This is a genomic window from Lysinibacillus sp. SGAir0095 (genome assembly GCF_005491425.1).
Lineage (GTDB): Bacteria > Bacillota > Bacilli > Bacillales_A > Planococcaceae > Ureibacillus.
Window position 1 is genome coordinate 4,035,797 of record NZ_CP028083.1, and the last position, 17,883, is coordinate 4,053,679.

At 34.7% G+C, this 17,883-nt stretch carries 17 protein-coding genes; 9 read left to right on the top strand and 8 right to left on the bottom strand.

Annotated features, from left to right (window positions below; genetic code table 11):
• Positions 1–153 precede the first annotated feature (153 nt).
• Positions 154–360, bottom strand: a complete 207-nt coding sequence (tatA, locus tag C1N55_RS19885; RefSeq protein ID WP_137730385.1) for a twin-arginine translocase TatA/TatE family subunit — start codon at positions 358–360, stop codon at positions 154–156.
• A 33-nt stretch (positions 361–393) separates the two neighbouring features.
• Entirely contained in the window at positions 394–1,152 is a 759-nt protein-coding gene (gene tatC, locus C1N55_RS19890) for a twin-arginine translocase subunit TatC (protein ID WP_137730386.1), read from the bottom strand.
• 195 nt (positions 1,153–1,347) lie between these two features.
• On the opposite strand from tatC, the gene C1N55_RS19895 reads away from it, so the two are divergent.
• The gene (locus C1N55_RS19895; RefSeq protein ID WP_137730387.1) at positions 1,348–2,733 is read left to right on the top strand and encodes a branched-chain amino acid transporter BcaP; all 1,386 of its coding nucleotides are present in this window, start codon (positions 1,348–1,350) and stop codon (positions 2,731–2,733) included.
• Positions 2,734–2,772: 39 nt separating this feature from the next.
• Here C1N55_RS19895 and C1N55_RS19900 read toward each other — a convergent pair whose 3' ends face one another.
• Positions 2,773–3,609 (bottom strand): TetR/AcrR family transcriptional regulator, encoded by an 837-nt coding sequence (locus C1N55_RS19900; RefSeq protein ID WP_137730388.1) that lies wholly within the window; start codon positions 3,607–3,609, stop codon positions 2,773–2,775.
• Between the two features lie 98 nt (positions 3,610–3,707).
• On the opposite strand from C1N55_RS19900, the gene C1N55_RS19905 reads away from it, so the two are divergent.
• The 3 genes from C1N55_RS19905 (at position 3,708) to C1N55_RS19915 (ending at position 9,532) form a co-directional block, all read left to right on the top strand.
• Positions 3,708–6,797 carry an efflux RND transporter permease subunit gene (locus tag C1N55_RS19905; RefSeq protein WP_137730389.1) on the top strand — a complete coding sequence of 1,030 codons (3,090 nt, stop codon included), beginning with the start codon at positions 3,708–3,710 and terminating at the stop codon, positions 6,795–6,797.
• A gap of 412 nt (positions 6,798–7,209) precedes the next feature.
• Entirely contained in the window at positions 7,210–7,974 is a 765-nt protein-coding gene (pgeF, locus tag C1N55_RS19910; RefSeq protein WP_137730390.1) for a peptidoglycan editing factor PgeF, read from the top strand.
• A 145-nt stretch (positions 7,975–8,119) separates the two neighbouring features.
• Positions 8,120–9,532 carry a LysM peptidoglycan-binding domain-containing protein gene (locus C1N55_RS19915; protein ID WP_137730391.1) on the top strand — a complete coding sequence of 471 codons (1,413 nt, stop codon included), beginning with the start codon at positions 8,120–8,122 and terminating at the stop codon, positions 9,530–9,532.
• Positions 9,533–9,676: 144 nt separating this feature from the next.
• On the opposite strand, the gene C1N55_RS19920 is transcribed toward C1N55_RS19915, so the two are convergent.
• Positions 9,677–10,630 (bottom strand): sensor domain-containing diguanylate cyclase, encoded by a 954-nt coding sequence (locus tag C1N55_RS19920; RefSeq protein ID WP_137730392.1) that lies wholly within the window; start codon positions 10,628–10,630, stop codon positions 9,677–9,679.
• A 262-nt stretch (positions 10,631–10,892) separates the two neighbouring features.
• Here C1N55_RS19920 and C1N55_RS19925 point away from each other — a divergent pair, with 262 nt between their 5' ends.
• From C1N55_RS19925 to C1N55_RS19940, 5 genes are all read left to right on the top strand, one after another.
• Entirely contained in the window at positions 10,893–12,083 is a 1,191-nt protein-coding gene (locus C1N55_RS19925; RefSeq protein WP_137730393.1) for a M14 family metallopeptidase, read from the top strand.
• A gap of 149 nt (positions 12,084–12,232) precedes the next feature.
• Positions 12,233–12,841, top strand: coding sequence for a hypothetical protein (locus C1N55_RS19930; protein ID WP_137730394.1), 609 nt, complete (start codon positions 12,233–12,235; stop codon positions 12,839–12,841).
• A gap of 157 nt (positions 12,842–12,998) precedes the next feature.
• A complete protein-coding gene (locus C1N55_RS20650) occupies positions 12,999–13,160 on the top strand; it encodes a YfhD family protein (protein ID WP_168193908.1) in 162 nt (53 codons plus the stop codon).
• Between the two features lie 14 nt (positions 13,161–13,174).
• On the top strand, positions 13,175–13,366 hold the full coding sequence (locus C1N55_RS19935; protein WP_137730395.1) for an H-type small acid-soluble spore protein: 192 nt from the start codon (positions 13,175–13,177) through the stop codon (positions 13,364–13,366).
• Positions 13,367–13,552: 186 nt separating this feature from the next.
• Positions 13,553–13,873, top strand: coding sequence for a DUF5658 family protein (locus tag C1N55_RS19940; RefSeq protein ID WP_168193909.1), 321 nt, complete (start codon positions 13,553–13,555; stop codon positions 13,871–13,873).
• On the opposite strand, the gene C1N55_RS19945 is transcribed toward C1N55_RS19940, so the two are convergent.
• The 4 genes from C1N55_RS19945 to C1N55_RS19960 all read right to left on the bottom strand — a co-directional run bounded on the left by C1N55_RS19945 (position 13,865) and on the right by C1N55_RS19960 (position 17,723).
• Entirely contained in the window at positions 13,865–14,653 is a 789-nt protein-coding gene (locus C1N55_RS19945) for a nucleotidyltransferase domain-containing protein (RefSeq protein WP_137730397.1), read from the bottom strand. The two genes, C1N55_RS19940 and C1N55_RS19945, sit on opposite strands and share 9 nt — an antisense overlap.
• 103 nt (positions 14,654–14,756) lie before the next feature.
• On the bottom strand, positions 14,757–15,119 hold the full coding sequence (locus C1N55_RS19950; protein WP_137730398.1) for a VOC family protein: 363 nt from the start codon (positions 15,117–15,119) through the stop codon (positions 14,757–14,759).
• A 111-nt stretch (positions 15,120–15,230) separates the two neighbouring features.
• Positions 15,231–17,252, bottom strand: coding sequence for a bifunctional diguanylate cyclase/phosphodiesterase (locus C1N55_RS19955; protein ID WP_137730399.1), 2,022 nt, complete (start codon positions 17,250–17,252; stop codon positions 15,231–15,233).
• Positions 17,253–17,495: 243 nt separating this feature from the next.
• Positions 17,496–17,723 carry a DUF1540 domain-containing protein gene (locus C1N55_RS19960; RefSeq protein ID WP_137730400.1) on the bottom strand — a complete coding sequence of 76 codons (228 nt, stop codon included), beginning with the start codon at positions 17,721–17,723 and terminating at the stop codon, positions 17,496–17,498.
• Positions 17,724–17,883: the final 160 nt, after the last annotated feature.

Consider the following 17,883-nt stretch of genomic DNA (forward strand, 5'->3'; position numbering starts at 1 on the left):
ATAAATCTTATCAAATGGGAAAACGCTATACAGCATTCTAAGTATTTCTTTACAAAACTTTAAATTATATTTGAATAATAATTTGCGCCCTTTCCTATTTAACAGAAAAAGAAGAGAAATCTAAATTGCTGACTTCTCTTCTATAACTATGATTTATACTTTTTTAATTTTTTCTAACTCTTTTGCTTTATCCATCTTCAAGTCCTCGGATACATCATCCATTACATCTTTCGTGGATGTTTTAAACTCTCTTAGCGTATCACCAACCGCTCTACCTAATTGCGGCAATTTTGATGGTCCAAAGATAATTAATGCCAAGACAAGAATGATTATTAATCCTGGTACGCCTATACTTGCCATGAAAATACCCCTCCTTTTTTCTTCTAAATTCCCTTAAGTTAATTCACCATTATCAGAGTAAGATAGTTCCCTTTCTTTCCTCTTCTTTTCTGCCCAGCTAGAAACGCTGATGCTTATTTCAAATAGCAGCAATAGCGGAATAATGATGACAATATCTGAAATAAAATCTGGTGGAGAAATGGAAACGCCTACAATTATCAAAATAAAGTAAGCAACTTTTCGCATTTTCCGTAATTTATTTGGTGTCATGACTCCTATGTTCGTTAAAAATAGAATGACCACTGGCAACTCAAATACAAGTCCAACTGGAATCGTGAGATTAAATAGCAAGGAGAAATATTGCTGAATCCCATAGGTTTCGATAGCACCAATCGAAACATTTACGTTAGAAAGGAAGTTGAGCATTAAAGGAAACAAAATAAAATAACTAAAACTAATCCCTATTAAAAATAAGAAAAACGAGATAGGAATATAAAAAATTGTCCCCTTTGCTTCCCGCTCATTTAATCCTGGTTTTACAAACAGCCATATCTGCCACAAGGCAATAGGAAGTGTAATCAAAATACCCAAGATGAGTGCACACTTCACATAAATCATTAATCCATCTGTGTACCCAAATAGATTCCAATCAACTCCTTGAGCTGTTGGCTGGTCTTTAATAAGATTTAACGTTTTTGGCGCAAACCAAAATCCAATAAGAAGTGATAAGACTAACGTGACTGCAACTATAATTACCCTTTTTCTTAATTCTTCTAAATGTTCTACGAGCGTTAATTCATTTTCTTCTTTCATTTTTATCACCCAAGTTTCTAAATAGCCGAATTATTTTCTTTATTGTTTGCAGAAAAGCAAAAGTTATTCTCAATAAAAATGTTATAAAATATATATAATTTCGAGCAAATTCGTCAAAATATTTAATAAGGATTTGACCCAAGTAGTGAACCATAGTATATTTCTCTCATAATTCAAAAAGAATAGGTGTTAAATTTGTCGAATTTATTTAGAAAAAAACAGATTGGTGATTTATTAAACAAGAGAGAAGGCACTCAGCTTAAACAAACGTTAGGGGCTTTTGATTTAATCATGCTCGGCGTAGGGGCAATTGTTGGGACAGGAATTTTCATACTTCCGGGAACTGTCGCTGCAACACACGCTGGTCCAGCTATTGTCTTTTCCTTCATCATTGCAGCTTTTGTTTGTGCTTTAGCTGGAATGTGTTATTCCGAATTCTCTTCTGCTATCCCAGTTACGGGGAGTGCTTATACATATGGATACATTGTATTTGGCGAGATTATCGCGTGGCTTGTAGGTTGGGCACTTGTATTAGAATACGGTTTAGCCGCTGCCTCGGTTGCAACTGGCTGGTCTTCTTATTTAACTTCTTTGTTAGAAGGACTTAATATTACGATTCCACACAGTTTGTCCGGGCCATTTGATCCTGCAGGTGGAACATATATTAACTTACCAGCTGTACTAATCGTTTTAGCTATTTCTTATTTGCTTTCACGAGGCATGCAGGAATCTGCGAAAATCAATAAAATTATGGTTTTTGTTAAAGTTGGAGTAATTCTTCTCTTTATCATTGTTGGGGTATTTTATGTGAAGCCTGATAATTGGCAACCATTTATGCCATTTGGTTTTGATGGTGTCTTAGCTGGTGCCGCTTTAGTGTTCTTTGCTTTCTTAGGATTTGATGCTGTCTCTTCTGCAGCAGAAGAAGTAAAAAATCCACAAAGAAACTTACCAATTGGAATTATCGGTTCATTATTAGTTTGTTCACTGCTTTATATTACAATTTCTTTAGTAATGACCGGAATTGCTCCTTATACAGAGTTAAACGTAAGCAATCCTGTGAGCTTTGTAATTCAACTTGTTGGTCAGGATTGGATTGCGGGGGTTATTTCTTTAGGTGCTGTAACAGGGATGATGACAGTAATCCTTGTCATGCTATATGGCGGATCACGACTTCTTTTCGCGATCGCTCGAGACGGTCTACTTCCTAAAATGCTGTATAAAGTAAACCCTAAAAATCAAACTCCAGTATTAAATACTTGGATTTTTGGTTTTGCGGTTGCTTTTTGTGCCGGATTTATTCCGTTAAATAAACTAGCAGAGTTAGTTAATATGGGCACATTACTTGCCTTTATGATTGTTTCGATTGGTGTGCTCTACTTAAGAAAAAACAAGGAGATTCCATCAGGTGGCTTTAAGGTTCCATTGTTCCCAGTGCTTCCAATCATATCGTTCTTTGCTTGTCTATTTTTAATTACACAATTATCAATTCATACGTGGATTGCTTGTGGTACCTGGTTTGTGATTGGGTTAATCTTCTATTTCATCTATGGACGAAAAAACAGTAAATTAAATCATTAAATGAAAAGTGAGTCCTCTTCTAAATTGGACTCACTTTTTTTAGTTCTCGTTTTGTAAAAATTTTTGGTAAAGATAGGCACACCATTTACAATGTTCATGCTCTTTTATATTTTTTAACAACCCTTCAAGCACGACTCTGCTTAATGTCGGCTCATGTAAATCCTCTTTTAATAATTGTAAAGATTCTTCAACAAGTGCATCATCTAGAATCTCTGCCTGTATAGTATTTATTAGTTCAATCAATTGTTCCTTTGTTAGTTTAGGGACTTTATTTATATAGGATAAATACTCCGGTGTAACGATTTGGATTGTTGCTTTTTCAGCAATAATCGTAACCTTTTCAACAATTGACCTACATAACAAATTTAAATTCAACTTATAATCATCAATTATGAATAATTCCGAATAGCTTTTGACTAAACCATTAATAGTAAATACTAAATCTAAGTACATTTTCGATGGCGTCTGTGCAAATTGTCTTTCAACAATTGAATAAATTATTCTATTGAACATGGCCATGTAATTCTGCATTCTTTCAAAAAGATCCTTATTATAGGATAGTACTTGCTCTGTTATAAAAAACTTAGCAAAATTCGCTTGTTTTTGGAATTCACCTAATGCGATGTTTAGAAAATTATATAACAGCTCCTCACGTGATTGCGTCTCACTGACTGCCTGTTCAAGATCTGTTAGAATACCAGTCATAAACTGGTCAATTAAACTATAAATAAGCTCATCCTTAGATTTGAAATATAAATAGAAAGCTCCCTTTGATATCCCACATCGCTCTGTTATCTGCTGTACCGATGTTGCTTCAAAACCGTTTTCAGCAAACAACTCTAGCGATTTCTCCATTATGAGTTGTTTTTTTACCAATTAAAACACCCCTACTCTTTCATTTGACAACTGACCAATTAGTCATTAGTATAAATAAATGTAAAATAGGAGTCAAATTTTTAAGGGCAGGTGTAAAAGTGAAGGGTTTAGTAAATTTTGTACTGAAAAATAAACTAGCTGTATGGTTGCTAACAATTATTATCACGGTATCTGGTATTTATTCCGCTTCAAGAATGAAGATGGAGTCAATCCCTGACATCTCAATTCCTTACTTAATTGTTATGGGTGTCTATCCAGGTGCTACCCCAGAACAAGTAATGAACGAATTGTCGATCCCGATGGAAAAGGCTGTTGAAGGCTTAGAGGACGTTAACGCAATTTACTCAAGTTCTTCATCAAACGTCTCACAAATTCAGGTTGAATATGAATATGGCGTTGATATGGATGAGAAAAAACGTCAATTAGAATCAGCACTTGATGGTGTTACTCTACCTGAAGAAGTAGAATCACCTACGATTATGGCAATTAGCATGAATATGATGCCGGTTGTTGCGCTTTCAGTTAGTAGTACTGAAGAAGATATTGTTGATTTAACGTCAACTGTTGAAGATATCCTACTGCCAAAGATTGAGAAAATTGATGGTGTAGCTTCTGCTACTATTACTGGACAACATATTGAAGAAGTAGAATTTACATTTGATGATGCGAAAATGGCTTCACTTGGCTTAACAGAAGATACTGTAAAGCAAATGGTTCAAGCGAGTGATATGGCTTTATCATTAGGTTTATATGAATTTGTTGAAGGGGAAGAAGCTGTATCCGTTGATGGGGATATCCAAACAGTAGATCAATTAAAAGAGATGCTAATCCCAGTAACACCAACTGCTGAAAACCCAACACCATTTGTAAAACTTACTGATATTGCAAAAATCGAAACAGTTGGTAAAGTTCAATCTGTTTCACGTACGAACGGTGAAGATGCAATTGCAATCCAAATTGTTAAAGGGCAAGAGGCTAACACTGTAACCGTAGTAAATGCAGTAAAGGATTTAATGGAAGAAGAAGAAGCCAATATTGATGGTTTAGTTGTTGATTTATCTCTAGACCAAGGTAAACCAATTGAGGATTCAGTTTTCTCAATGGTTGAAAAGGCTGTATTCGGTGGATTAATCGCAGTATTAATCATTCTTTTATTCTTACGCGACTTTAAATCTACTATTATTTCGATAATCTCTATTCCAGTTTCAATCTTTATGGCTTTACTATTATTAAACTGGTTAGATATCACATTAAATATTATGACATTAGGTGCGATTACGGTTGCTATTGGTCGTGTTATCGATGACTCAATCGTAGTAGTAGAAAACATTTACCGTCGTATGCACTTAAAAGAAGAAAAACTTCGTGGCCGTGCTTTAATCCGCGAAGCAACAATTGAAATGTTTAAACCAATCCTTTCTTCTACATTAGTAACAGTGGCAGTATTTGCCCCACTTCTATTTGTAGGTGGTATGGTTGGTGAGCTGTTCATGCCGTTTGCATTAACAATGGCATTTGCATTAGGTGCATCCTTACTTGTTGCGATTACAATCGTACCGGCACTATCTCATTTCTTATTCCGTAAGAAGCTTTATGGTGAGAAAACTGAAAAAGCCCATAAAGAAGTTGGAAAACTGGCTTTATGGTATAAGGGTGTTCTAGAAAAATCGTTAAACCATAAATGGATTACATCCATTATTGCCATTGTTATATTAGTTGGTTCTCTTGCACTTACACCTTTAATAGGATTTAGTTTCATGGGTTCCGCAGAAGAAAAAGTTATGTATCTAACTTATACTCCTTCAGCAGGAGAGCTAGCTGAAGAAACAGAAACAAATATTGAAAAAGTTGAACAAGAATTATTGAAACGCGAAGATATCGATGTTCTTCAATTATCTATTACAGATGCGACTAACACAGACCCTTCTGCTATGATGATGGGTGGCGGAGGCGGTGCATTAATGTACCTAATCTTTGACCCAGATATGAAAGACTTCCCTGAAGTAAGAGAAGAGATCGAAGAGTATGTATTCAATATAGGTCAATCCGGTGAATGGAAATCGCAAAACTTCACTTCAATGTCTATGTCATCAAACGAAGTAAGCTATACACTTTATAGTGAAGATTTAGATGACTTAATGACAGCAGTTGACCAAGTTGAAAATGCTCTAGGAGAAGTTAAAAACTTGGAAGATATCACTTCTGATGCAGAAGATCCATATGTGGAAAACGTCTTTAAAGTATCTCAAGAGCATGTCCTTCAATATGGCCTTACAACTGCACAAATTGTAATGGCTTTATCAAATACAGGTTCTGATGAGGTATTAACTCAAGTTGAAAATGATGGAGATGAAATTGAAGTTATTATTCAACGTGAAGCAAAGGCTGCTCCAGAATCAGTTGACGATATTTTAAATACTGAAATTCCTACAGCTGTTGGTACAAATATGCCATTATCTGAATTAGTGGAATTAGAAAAAGGAACAACTTTAAATACTCTATCTCGTTCTGCTGGTGAATACTATGCGACAGTTTCAGGTACGATCATTGGTGATGATATTTCTGTAGCATCTGGAGAAGCGGATGAAAAAATTGCTGATCTTGATCTACCAAAAGGTGTAACAAGTGGAGTTGCCGGTGTTGCAGCAGACATGGCTGAAACATTTACACAATTAGGCGTTGCTATGATTGCCGCAATTCTTATTGTATACTTCATCCTTGTTGTAACATTTGGTGAAGGTCTAGCGCCATTTGCTATTCTATTCTCATTACCGTTTACAGTAATCGGTGCATTCATCGGTTTATTTGTAACAAACCATACAATTTCCGTTCAAGTAATGATGGGGCTATTAATGTTAATTGGTATCGTTGTAACAAATGCGATTGTATTAGTAGACCGTATTATTCATATGGAACGTGATGGAATGGTGATGCGTGAGGCGATCCTAGAAGCTGGTGCGACACGTTTACGACCAATCTTAATGACTGCTATCGCTACAATCGGAGCAATGATGCCAATGGCTCTTGGTGTTGGCGGCGGCGGTGGACTAATGTCAGCCGACCTTGCTATAACTGTAATCGGCGGTCTATTAAGTTCTACATTGTTAACATTAGTAATCGTTCCTATTGTTTACGAGCTTCTTTCTAAAATGTTAAAGAAAAATCGTAAAGATATCGAAGAAGACTAATTAGAAAAACACAACTCGACCAGGATAGGTCGAGTTGATGTCTTTTCTTATGCTGATTTCTTTTAAAACTTATACTTTCCTATCCGCCAAGAAATTCGGAAGGTGTCTCTCATTATGAGGCACCTTCTTTTTTATAGCTGTGAGCTGGACACATATTCAATAATAAAGAAAAACCATGAATTACATATTACCGATAATTTTCCTGTATAGGAATAGTAATCTCTGGTTAGAATAATAGATAAATAAGAATACTTTTTATTATGATTTATTAAGATACTATTTTTACAGATTAATAGATTTCAAAATAACTACAGAACGCCCATTGTTTCACATGGAACACTTTGTTAATATAATATTCTGTTTTTTTGATTTAGAAGTGAGATGTATAATATGATGGAAACGGGGTGATGGAATGAGCTTAAAATATTACTTAGACAATAATCAATTTTTGGCAGGGACAACACTAAAGGATGAAAAAAGTCCTGAACAGAATAATATGGCACTTCATGTATGTGAAAATCCCATGAATATCATTGAAAATCGCCAAAAACTCGCTTCTTCTTTAAATTGTGATATCAATGATTTCGTTTGTGCGAATCAAACGCATAGCGCAAACGTTCATCAGGTCACTTTAGAAGATAAAGGACGGGGAGCTCTAAGAACGGATGATGCAGTTGCAAACACAGATGCACTTTATACATTTGAATCCAATACATTGCTCTGTACATTTACGGCTGATTGTGTTCCTGTAATTTTCTATAATGAAGAAAATGGACTTACAGGGGTTATTCATTCGGGATGGCAGGGGACTGTTAAGGAAATTACGCTAAAAGTATTTCAACAAATTATTGAAAAACATCAAAGTAATCCAAAGGATATTAATGTAATCCTTGGACCGGCCCTTAGCCAGGAGAAATTTGAAGTAGATGCAGATGTATATGAAAAGTTTGCAGCACTTGAATATGCAAATGACTTTATGTATTTTAACGAAGAGACAAATAAATACCATATCGATAATCAATTAACCGTTAAAAAACAATGTGAATTAGCAGGGATTCCGTCAGAAAATATACTCATTGATCAAACATGCACATTTCAAAGTGATGAAGGGTTCTCTTATCGACAAGATAAAAGGAGCGGCAGACATTTAAGCTTTATTATTCGAAAAGAGAACTGATAGTAACAAAACATGAATTCGAAAAGCACTACGAATTCATGTTTTTTAGTTGGATTAAGAATTAATCTATTCTTTTAATGATTGATTTTCTCAGTTTGTAGTTCATATAGTACCTATTGAATATATTTAAGGGGAGGCTTGTGTTGTGCTTATTCATGTTGTCAGCCGTGGTGAAACACTTTGGCAGATTGCAGAACGATATGATGTACATCAGAGTACCATCCAACAAGTAAACCAATTACCGAATCCAAATCAATTATTAATTGGGCAAGCGATTGTCATTCCTACTGGTGGTGTACTTCATACTATTCAACCTAATGAAAATCTATGGGCTATTTCTCGTAATTACGGTGTTTCAGTAAATACCATTATAAATGCAAATCAAATCACTAATCCAGACCTCTTATATACAGGTGTAACACTCTATATACCGCCTATTGTTCACATTGTTCAACCTGGCCAGAACTTATTTCAAATCGCTAACCTTTACGGTACATCGATTCAAGCTATCCTCGCTGAAAATCAACTTCCAAATCCCAATCTCATTAACGCAGGCGCCCACATAACGATCCCGAGAAGAAAACCATCAATTGAAGTAAACGCCTATTCGTATCAAAAAGATGATGAGGCTGCGGAAACAGTAAATGAAATTGGAAATTTTCTTACTATTTTTAGTCCCTTTGCTTATATAATTAAAGAAGACGGGTCCCTTGAGCCATTTGCAGATAATTCAATGCTTGCTGCTGCACATGCTAAAAATATTATTCCAATGTTAGCCATTACAAATTTATCCGTAACTTCAACAGGATCAAACCTTGCTCACACGGTATTATCCAGCCCTGAAAAAAGAGAAAAATTACTTACAAATGTACTTCAACTCATGAAAGATAAAGGCTACAAAGGATTAAATATCGACTTTGAATACGTACGGCCTGGGGATCGTGAAAACTATAATCAATTTCTTCAATTGGCAGTAGACCGTTTACATCCGCAAGGGTATTTTGTTTCAACAGCAGTAGCACCGAAAACTAGTAGTTCACAAGAAGGATTATTATATACAGCACATGACTATGAGGCACATGGAAGAATTGCTGATTTTGTCATCCTTATGACTTATGAATGGGGATGGAGAGGTGCATCACCACAAGCGATTTCACCAATCAACCAAATGCGGAGAGTAGTGGAATACGCTTTATCTGTCATACCTGCTAATAAAATTTATCTAGGGTTTCAAATCTATGCAAGAGACTGGAAGATTCCACATACAAAAGGAGCTACTGCTGAAACCTTCAGTCCTCAAGAAGCTGTTCGTCGTGCTACAAAATTTAATTCGATCATCCGATACAACGAAACTGCCCAGTCGCCATTTTTCCGGTATGTTGACGAACAGGGGCAAGGTCACGAGGTTTGGTTTGAAGATGCCCGAAGCGCCCAAGCCAAATTCGACATCGTGAAACAATACAACCTTAGAGGCATCAGTTATTGGGCATTAGGCTACCCATACCCTCAAAATTGGGCATTATTAAATGCAAATTTTGAAATTCAAAAAGACGATTAATCTGAAAAATTTTTAATTTAATCTTTTTTGTAAAAAAACTCTGCACTAGACCAAGTGCAGAGTTCAGACTTATGACAAACGCTTTTTCGCGTAGTCAGTGTATTCTTTAAAAATTAGTAAAAATACATGAAGACTAAGTACAAGTTATTTTCTTAATTTCGCTAATACCTTTTTAGCATTCTTTGCTGTGTACATTTGATGGTCTGCTTCACTATATAAGCATTCCATATTTCTTATAGAGGAGGGAATATAGGAATACCCTATAGACATATGAATTGGAAGGGATTCATTAAAAGTATTGTGATAATTCAAATTTTGAATTACTTTATTGATAAACGTGACAACATCTTCCTCCACTACATTTGGTAAGAGTATTGCAAACTCGTCTCCACCTATTCGAGCAATAATCATCTCTTCATTGGCACAGTTCGTTAATATATTGGCTGCTTCAATAATCAGTCTATCTCCAGTTTGATGTCCAAAATTATCATTAATATATTTTAGTTGATCTAAATCACAGATAATGATGCCCATCGGGACATCCTTTACCTTATTATATAATCCTAATTTCGTTTGGAAAAAGCTACGGTTATAGACATTTGTCAATCCATCGTGAGAAACTTCATATTCCAATTGTTTTTGTAATTTTATCTTCTCATCATTATTTCGGAAGATTCCTTGTACTGCAACTAACTTTCCATCTTTATATACCGGTGTTGCATACTCCTCAAACCAAATATAGTTCCCCTTATCATTTAAAAGGCGGATAGTAAACGGTTTACTAAAATCCACCTTTCCTAAAACTTTGTTTTCTAGCTTTTCACGATCCTCCGGATGAACAATTTCTAAAATTTTATAAGGATTTTTCATATGCTCATCATGCGTATTGGGACCTAACTGATTTACTCCCGGGCTCAAGTAACGATATTTTAATTGCGGTGTTTCGCAATAATAAATGATATCTTTCACATTTTTAACTGTCTCAATAAGCGGTTTTACGTAATCCAATTGCTCCTTTCTTTTAGCCAATTGGTAATATTGTACACTAATAATGGCTACTAAAAGGAGGATGATTAACCCAAGAGCAACAAACCACATAGGAAACACCACTTTTCTACAATTTGATAAGATAGAACAGAAATTATAGATTCCTTTATCTTCCTTCTACTATAGTACTATATTAACACTATTTTAATGGTAAAAACTTTAAAATTATAATTTTCCACTATCCATTTTTTACATAATTTCCATAGAAAATGACACGCTTTCTATCCTTCAAAATCACATTAAACATAAACAAGATATCCATTCATATAATTTTATAACCGTAATTTATAAACAATCAACAAGGAGGAACAATTTGGACGTTTATGTAATGCCGGGAACTTCTTTTTGGTACTTAAGCCAACTGTTTTCAATACCTCTTCGATTAATAATGGATTCCAATCGAGATGTGGATTCACAATATCTAGCTATAGGCCAAAGATTAAGAGTACCAGGCTATGTCACAGTCAACTATCAAATACAGAATGGTGATTCTTTGTGGTTAATTGCTCAAAGAAACAACTTGCCTGTAGAGAGCCTCTTTTTAGTAAACTCAAATGTGAACCCTAATGCTTTACAGGTCGGGCAAACGATTAGAATTCCTCGAAGAGTAACTTGGCGAATTGTAAATGGAAAACAAAATTACGATTATCAATCGCTTATGAATGATTTATGGTCATTAATTGCTGTGTATCCATTTATGCGGATGACAAACACTGGAGATTCAGTATTAGGGAATAACATTCCTGAACTTTTAGTTGGAAATGGGGCAAAAAGGGTTCATTATAACGCTTCGTTTCATGCTAATGAATGGATTACTACACCTATTCTTATGACCTTTGTAAACGATTATCTGTTATCCCTTACGAATCAAAATTCCATACGAGGCTTATCTACTTTCCCGTATTATCTTCAAGCCATGCTTTCTGTTGTTCCTATGGTAAATCCGGATGGAGTCGATTTAGTTATTAATGGCGCTCCGGAAAACGCTCCTTGGCGAGACCAAGTAGTTCAATGGAATAATGGAAGTACGGATTTCTCAAATTGGAAAGCAAATATTAATGGCGTCGATTTAAATGACCAATTCCCGGCCAAATGGGAAGAAGAACGAGACCGCAATCCAAAAACTCCAGGACCAAGGGATTATGGAGGTGAAGCTCCATTAACAGAGCCCGAAGCAATTGCAATCGCACAATTAACTAGAAGAAGAGATTATGCTCGAGTACTTGCCTTCCATACACAAGGGCAAGTGATTTATTGGGGCTTTCAAAATATGGAGCCACCTGAATCAGAGATACTTGTCAATGAGTTCAGTAGAGTTAGTGGATATGAACCAGTCCAAACCTTAGACAGCTATGCCGGTTATAAAGATTGGTTTATACAAGATTGGCGTCGGCCTGGGTTTACTGTCGAGCTCGGATTAGGTGAAAACCCTCTTCCTTTAAGTCAATTTGATGAGATTTATGAAGATGCCTTAGGAATTTTCCTAGCTGGATTATATATGTAATGAAGTATTTGCCGGAGAATTTTTTCTCTGGTATTTTTTTGTAATCAGAATCACCCTTTTTGTGTTTTTGAATATCCTACAAAGAATGCGATTTTTAAAAACAAAATTCAACGTCCTTTTAAAGGATTTCGTTGGAGGATAGGAGAAACATGAAAAGATTATCACTTTATCTTTCACTTGTTACTTTTGTTTTTTTAGTTGGATGTAGTGACTCAGATTCTAAGAAAGAAAATACGACAACAACTGAAGAACCAGTTGTAACTGAGGAAACGTCATCAACCGAACAATCAGGAACTGAAAATGAATCTGAAACTAAAACTGAAACTGTAACTTCCAATCCAGATTCAGAACTAGCTCAAGATTTTACAAATTATATTGATGAAATCATTTTATTGGCTCCGGAAGAAGATCGAATAATTGGTCTTTATGATAGTGTGACTGGAGCTAACTATGTTAGTGATGAAATTCTTTACTATACATTACTAGATGATGTTCTTCCAGGTTATCGACAATTTGTTGTAGAGCTAGAGACCATCATGCCGAAAAACCCACGTATACAAGACCTTCATGAATTATATATTGAAGGAGCAAATACACAATATAATGCCTTTACATTAATGATTTCTGCTTTAGAAGAGCAAGATATGGAAACAATGACGCAAGCTAACCAAGGCTTGGATCAAGCAAGAGCACTGCTTCGGGATTGGTTGTATGAATTGGAAGCCATCTCGGCTGAAACGGGCGTTAGTTTACAATAAGCACTCTAAATAGTGTGTCTCAAAAGTTATAGGTGGCTTTTGAGACATCTCTTTTTTATTTAGGTTTTTTTAATTTGCGAAAATGCTAATTTTTAATGATAAAAATCTTACCAGAAGCCATATTAAATAGGAATTCAAATCGAAAGGAGATTTCCTTATGGGAAGAGACGACAGCAAAAGTAAAGGTACGAACAAACAGTCACTACCGCAAACACCAAAAAATGCAAAAATTGCACCTGGTGAAATGCGAGAGGAAATTGCTCAAGAATTAAACGAACTTCATCAATTAGCGCAAAAAGCAAAGAAGAACCAAAGTTAAGGAGGCTGCTCTCGATGGATTATAATCGTGCACAAGAAATTGTTGCTTCATCTAAGGAGTTTGAAGTTAGCTATAATGGTGTTTCTGTTTGGATTGATAAATTACATGATGATGGTAAAACTGCCACAGTTCACTTAAGACATGCTCATGAAGAACATTCTGAAGTAAACATTTCAGAGCTAAAAGAAGAATATCTCATTCAATAAATCGTACAATCCCACTGATTTAGTATTCAGTGGGATTTTCATTTACATACATTTAGATAGATATAAATGCATACTATTTGGTAGGAGTATAACTCGGGTAACATTCGTAAAAAAGTAATCAGAATAATAATGGAAAAATCAGTTAATAATGTATATGAAAATTTTACCATAGTGAAGGAAGGTATCATGGGGAAAAAATACATTATGCTATTTGGAATTTCCATTGCTCTTTTAAACTTGTTTGATGGAATTGTAACGAACTATGGGTTAATGAAAAAATTAATAGAAGAAATGAATCCCATCATGGATTTCATTATTTCTATTAACCCCGCTCTATTTATAGGTTTAAAGGTGGGCCTATCTCTCCTTATCCTTTTTGTCTCCTATTGGGTTTATACGAATAGTCAAGTCTACTTTCAAAAGCTCTATTTATTTTCATTGGTTGGCGTGTTTTGCCTTTATTTCGGTATTTGCAGTATACATCTTTATTGGCTTTCATTACTTTAGAGACCACATATTAGCTAAAGTATCTCTAAATAGTTCATCGAGTTGATTGGTTATATGCTTTTGCTCTCCCTTTTGTGAGGAAAGGCGTTGTTGAATAGTGCGTATCTCAGCTTCGATAAACTCCTTTGTTACAGGGTAATTTAAAGGAGAAACCTTCTCCTCCCCTAAATGTTTTTGTTTCACCAATTGTTCAACCTCTTGCTTCACTTTTTCATCATTCATAACCATTATTAGATCCTGGATTCGATTAGGTGGAAAAGAGTTGTACCTATCAATCCACTGACATGACAATAATGATTTTAGAATATATAAGTAGATTTTAATTTTCACATCTTTTCCTTGGAAATATTTCTTGTAGTTACCCATTGCAAGGTTAAAGTAGTGATGCAAGATTGGAACTTTATTGAGAACAGCTGATTCAAGTACATGTATTTTTTCCACAAACAGTTCATTTTGAAGATAAATTAAATCACTTCTAAGCCACTCAAAAATGGTTGGATTGCTTTTTCTAAAAAGACGTAAAGATTTTGTAAGCTCCCAGCCACTGATATCTAAATTTTTATGATTCGAATAGTCAATGACATCTTTTTTTGAACCTGTCCCTTGAGGATCAATGGAAAGATACCATTCTGGTGGATGAACATAGATAAATCGCACATCATAATCGCTTGCACCTGAAGCAAATCCCCATGCACGACTTCCAGATTCTACTGCAAGTAGAACTCTAACATGATATTGTTTTTCAATTTCTTTTAATTTATCTAATATTACTTCTTCCATTTTAACCTCATCGTTTAAATCTATTATAAGGAATGCTTCTTATTTTATTCCCTTTTAAATAACCCTCTTGCAAAAAACAAGAGGGTTTAAGCCATGATCTAAACTAGCCTTTTAATAAGAATTCGTTTCCATCCTCATCACTAAACTGTACAAAAGTTCCCCATGGCATTTGTTGTGGTTCACCTTTAAAATTTACCCCATTGGCCTTCATTTTTTCATAGGTTTCCAATACATTCTCACAATCAAATACGATGGAAGCTTTGAGGTTTTCTGATCCTTGCATCATTGTTTTAGGATAAATAACAAGTCTGCTTTTTTCATCTGCAGGTGCTACTTCAAGCCAAAATGCATTTGGTCCCATTTCGTGCTCCGCTATTACTTCAAATCCTACTTTCTCTGTCCAAAAAATTTTTGCATTTTGTTGATTTTCTACATAAACTGCCACTGTTCCAATATTTGTAATCATATTTTTGGGTCTCCTTTAGTTAAATCATCAATATTATTCCCCATTTTATAACAAATCTACTTACTATTCAAAATGAGGTGTCCTAATTGGAACACCTCATCAATTTACATATTATCTTTCGATTGCCCACTTTATAAATTCTTCGGATGTTAATGGTCTAGAGAAGTAATATCCTTGAATAAGAGGAGCTTCCTCCATTGAATAAATAAAATTATATTGTTCCTCAGTTTCTACACCTTCAATGACTATTTTCAAATTTAAAGAGTTCGATAAAGTAATAATTGATTTTAATACAGCGGAATCCTTTTCCGAATTGGAAATTCCATCTACAAAGGATTTATCAATTTTAATTGTCGATATCGGCATTCTCTTTAAATACGATAGTGAAGAAAGCCCTGTTCCAAAATCATCTAATGCAACTGACAAACCGATTTCCCTAAATTTATTAATCGCTGTTATTGCATGTTTAATATCATGAACGACACTTGTTTCTGTGATTTCCAGTTCTATATATCTACTATCAACCTTATATCTTTCGAGGTTTGAGGTAATCACTTCATACAGTCTGGATGAGGTAATATAAGATCCAGGGATATTAATAGATACCTGTTCAAATTCTACTTCATCTTGTATCCAACGTGAAATTTGCTGACATACATGCTCAAAAATCCAATCCGTTAAATCAAATATTTTATCCCCTGCAGCTTCAACAATTGGAATAAACATACCTGGGGAAACCAATCCTTTTTCTGGATGTCTCCAACGAACTAAAGCTTCTACTCCAGAGACCTTTTTTGAATGCGATTGAACTTTTGGCTGGTAAACCAAAAATAACTCGTCATTTACCATGGCTTTATCAATATCTTCGACAATTTGTCTATCTACATTATAGGTATGGATCTTCGGATCGAATTCTATGACATTTTGGTCATAATTACTAGAAGGATAATGGAGTACAGCTAAATTGTTTGATAATAGCTCTAAAACACTTTCCTTATTCTTTGAAGAGGAGATTGCACAAACTGTATCTACTACTATTGAGTAATCATCTATTTCAATCGGCTTTTTTAAACTAGAAGAGATGCTTTCCATTAAGCCCTTTAATTTATCAGATCGGTCAAAAGTATACACGGCAAATCGGTTTCCTTCTATTCGATAAATCTTAAAAGAAAGTAATTTGTTATTCTCAAGAACCTCTCCAATCGCTTTTATGACCTTATCACCAAATACATAACCATATTGGTTAATCCATTTTTCAAGATCTTGTATTTGTAGAATCGCAAGACTACCTGTTGTCTTTAAATTATTTGTATCCTTTTCGAGCTGACGTTGATTTGGGAATAATGTTAAGGCATCATAGTAATTTAAACGGTAATCTACAAAGCGTTCTAAAACACCTGTTAGTCCGATAATAATAAATAATATTCCAACAGATGCTAATACGATAACCGATAAATCCATATGGAAAATATGCATATGGTCAGCCACTTTTATAGGTCCCTCTAAATAGAAAACAACAGCCGACATTCCAGTATAATGCATGCTGGAGATGGCAATTCCTAACAAAATCGCTGTAATAATTTTGATTAACCGATTTCCCATATATTTTTGTAAGGTAGAGAACACAAACATGGCAACCATAGACACAACAATGGCAATAAAAATAGAAAGGATAAATAAACCTGGCTTATAAAAATACTTGGCTTCTGTTTTCATTGCTGCCATGCCTATATAATGCATAGAAGCAATTCCTAATCCCATAATAATTCCTATAATCGGATAGGAAAGAAGTGTTTGATGTGACTTATTGGCAAAACTAAATGCCACATACGATGCAATAATAGCAGGTAGGATAGAAATAATCGTTAAGAAGAGGTCATTTCTCATTGGTATAGGAAGCATAAACGCACTCATTCCTATAAAGTGCATCGACCATATCCCTAGTCCCATTGCCACTGAAGAGAGTAATAACCAAAAAGCTTTTGGGAAAAAGCCATTCTCTTGGATTCTTTGATTCATAAGTAATGCGGCATAAGATGCACAACAAGCAATAAAAACAGATAAGACGACTAATGGGACAGAATAGTCTCCATGCAGGATGGTAATCCCCTGGGAATCAGGAATAGAAAACATGATTGAACCTCTGTTTCTTAGTTAATTTGTCTTAAATTATATATGAATCGGATTCAATTTTATATATTAAGTTACTTATGAATAAAAGTAATAATTTTCTGTAAATCCATTATTTTCTTATAATGGAAATAGATCAGGTAGTAAAGAACTAGTCCTTACTACCTGACCCTAACAATCATTTGTTTCAAACAGCTTTGCCTTCATGTTTCATTTTGAATAAATGATTCACAAAATAGAAAGAATCTATTTATTCCTACGTTCATCCTTAGGTTCGAACGTTTTACAGCACGTATCTCGGGAATTATTTGCTTCTTCAGAAATTTTCTCAAAGTCAAAATCTGATGCAAATTCTGTATTCTTGTTTTTAGAATGGTAATCCATATCAATCTGAATTTTTTCCGCTCCACAAACATTTCCTTTTTCATGGAAAATACAGTTCGAAACAGCACAGCTTACTTCTACATTTGGCATTGCTATCCTCCTCAAAAGATTGTCGTAAAAAGTATAAAAAGAATTATGCATTATTCTTATTTACACTCTTTTCGCATTTATTTTGCCCCAATTAAAGAATTTTATTTTAATTTGAACCAAGTTCATAAACTACCCAAAAAAACCCTCAAAGAAAGATCTT

Bases quoted from the DNA above. Each gene is read 5' to 3' on its own strand.
- C1N55_RS19930 (WP_137730394.1), top strand. From the start codon at position 12,233: ATGAAAAGATTATCACTTTATCTTTCACTTGTTACTTTTGTTTTTTTA.
- C1N55_RS19945 (WP_137730397.1), bottom strand. From the start codon at position 14,653: ATGGAAGAAGTAATATTAGATAAATTAAAAGAAATTGAAAAACAATAT.
- tatA (WP_137730385.1), bottom strand. From the start codon at position 360: ATGGCAAGTATAGGCGTACCAGGATTAATAATCATTCTTGTCTTGGCA.
- C1N55_RS19960 (WP_137730400.1), bottom strand. From the start codon at position 17,723: ATGCCAAATGTAGAAGTAAGCTGTGCTGTTTCGAACTGTATTTTCCAT.
- tatC (WP_137730386.1), bottom strand. From the start codon at position 1,152: ATGAAAGAAGAAAATGAATTAACGCTCGTAGAACATTTAGAAGAATTA.
- C1N55_RS19935 (WP_137730395.1), top strand. From the start codon at position 13,175: ATGGATTATAATCGTGCACAAGAAATTGTTGCTTCATCTAAGGAGTTT.
- C1N55_RS19955 (WP_137730399.1), bottom strand. From the start codon at position 17,252: ATGTTTTCTATTCCTGATTCCCAGGGGATTACCATCCTGCATGGAGAC.
- C1N55_RS19940 (WP_168193909.1), top strand. From the start codon at position 13,553: ATGGGGAAAAAATACATTATGCTATTTGGAATTTCCATTGCTCTTTTA.
- pgeF (WP_137730390.1), top strand. From the start codon at position 7,210: ATGAGCTTAAAATATTACTTAGACAATAATCAATTTTTGGCAGGGACA.
- C1N55_RS20650 (WP_168193908.1), top strand. From the start codon at position 12,999: ATGGGAAGAGACGACAGCAAAAGTAAAGGTACGAACAAACAGTCACTA.
- C1N55_RS19950 (WP_137730398.1), bottom strand. From the start codon at position 15,119: ATGATTACAAATATTGGAACAGTGGCAGTTTATGTAGAAAATCAACAA.
- C1N55_RS19920 (WP_137730392.1), bottom strand. From the start codon at position 10,630: ATGTGGTTTGTTGCTCTTGGGTTAATCATCCTCCTTTTAGTAGCCATT.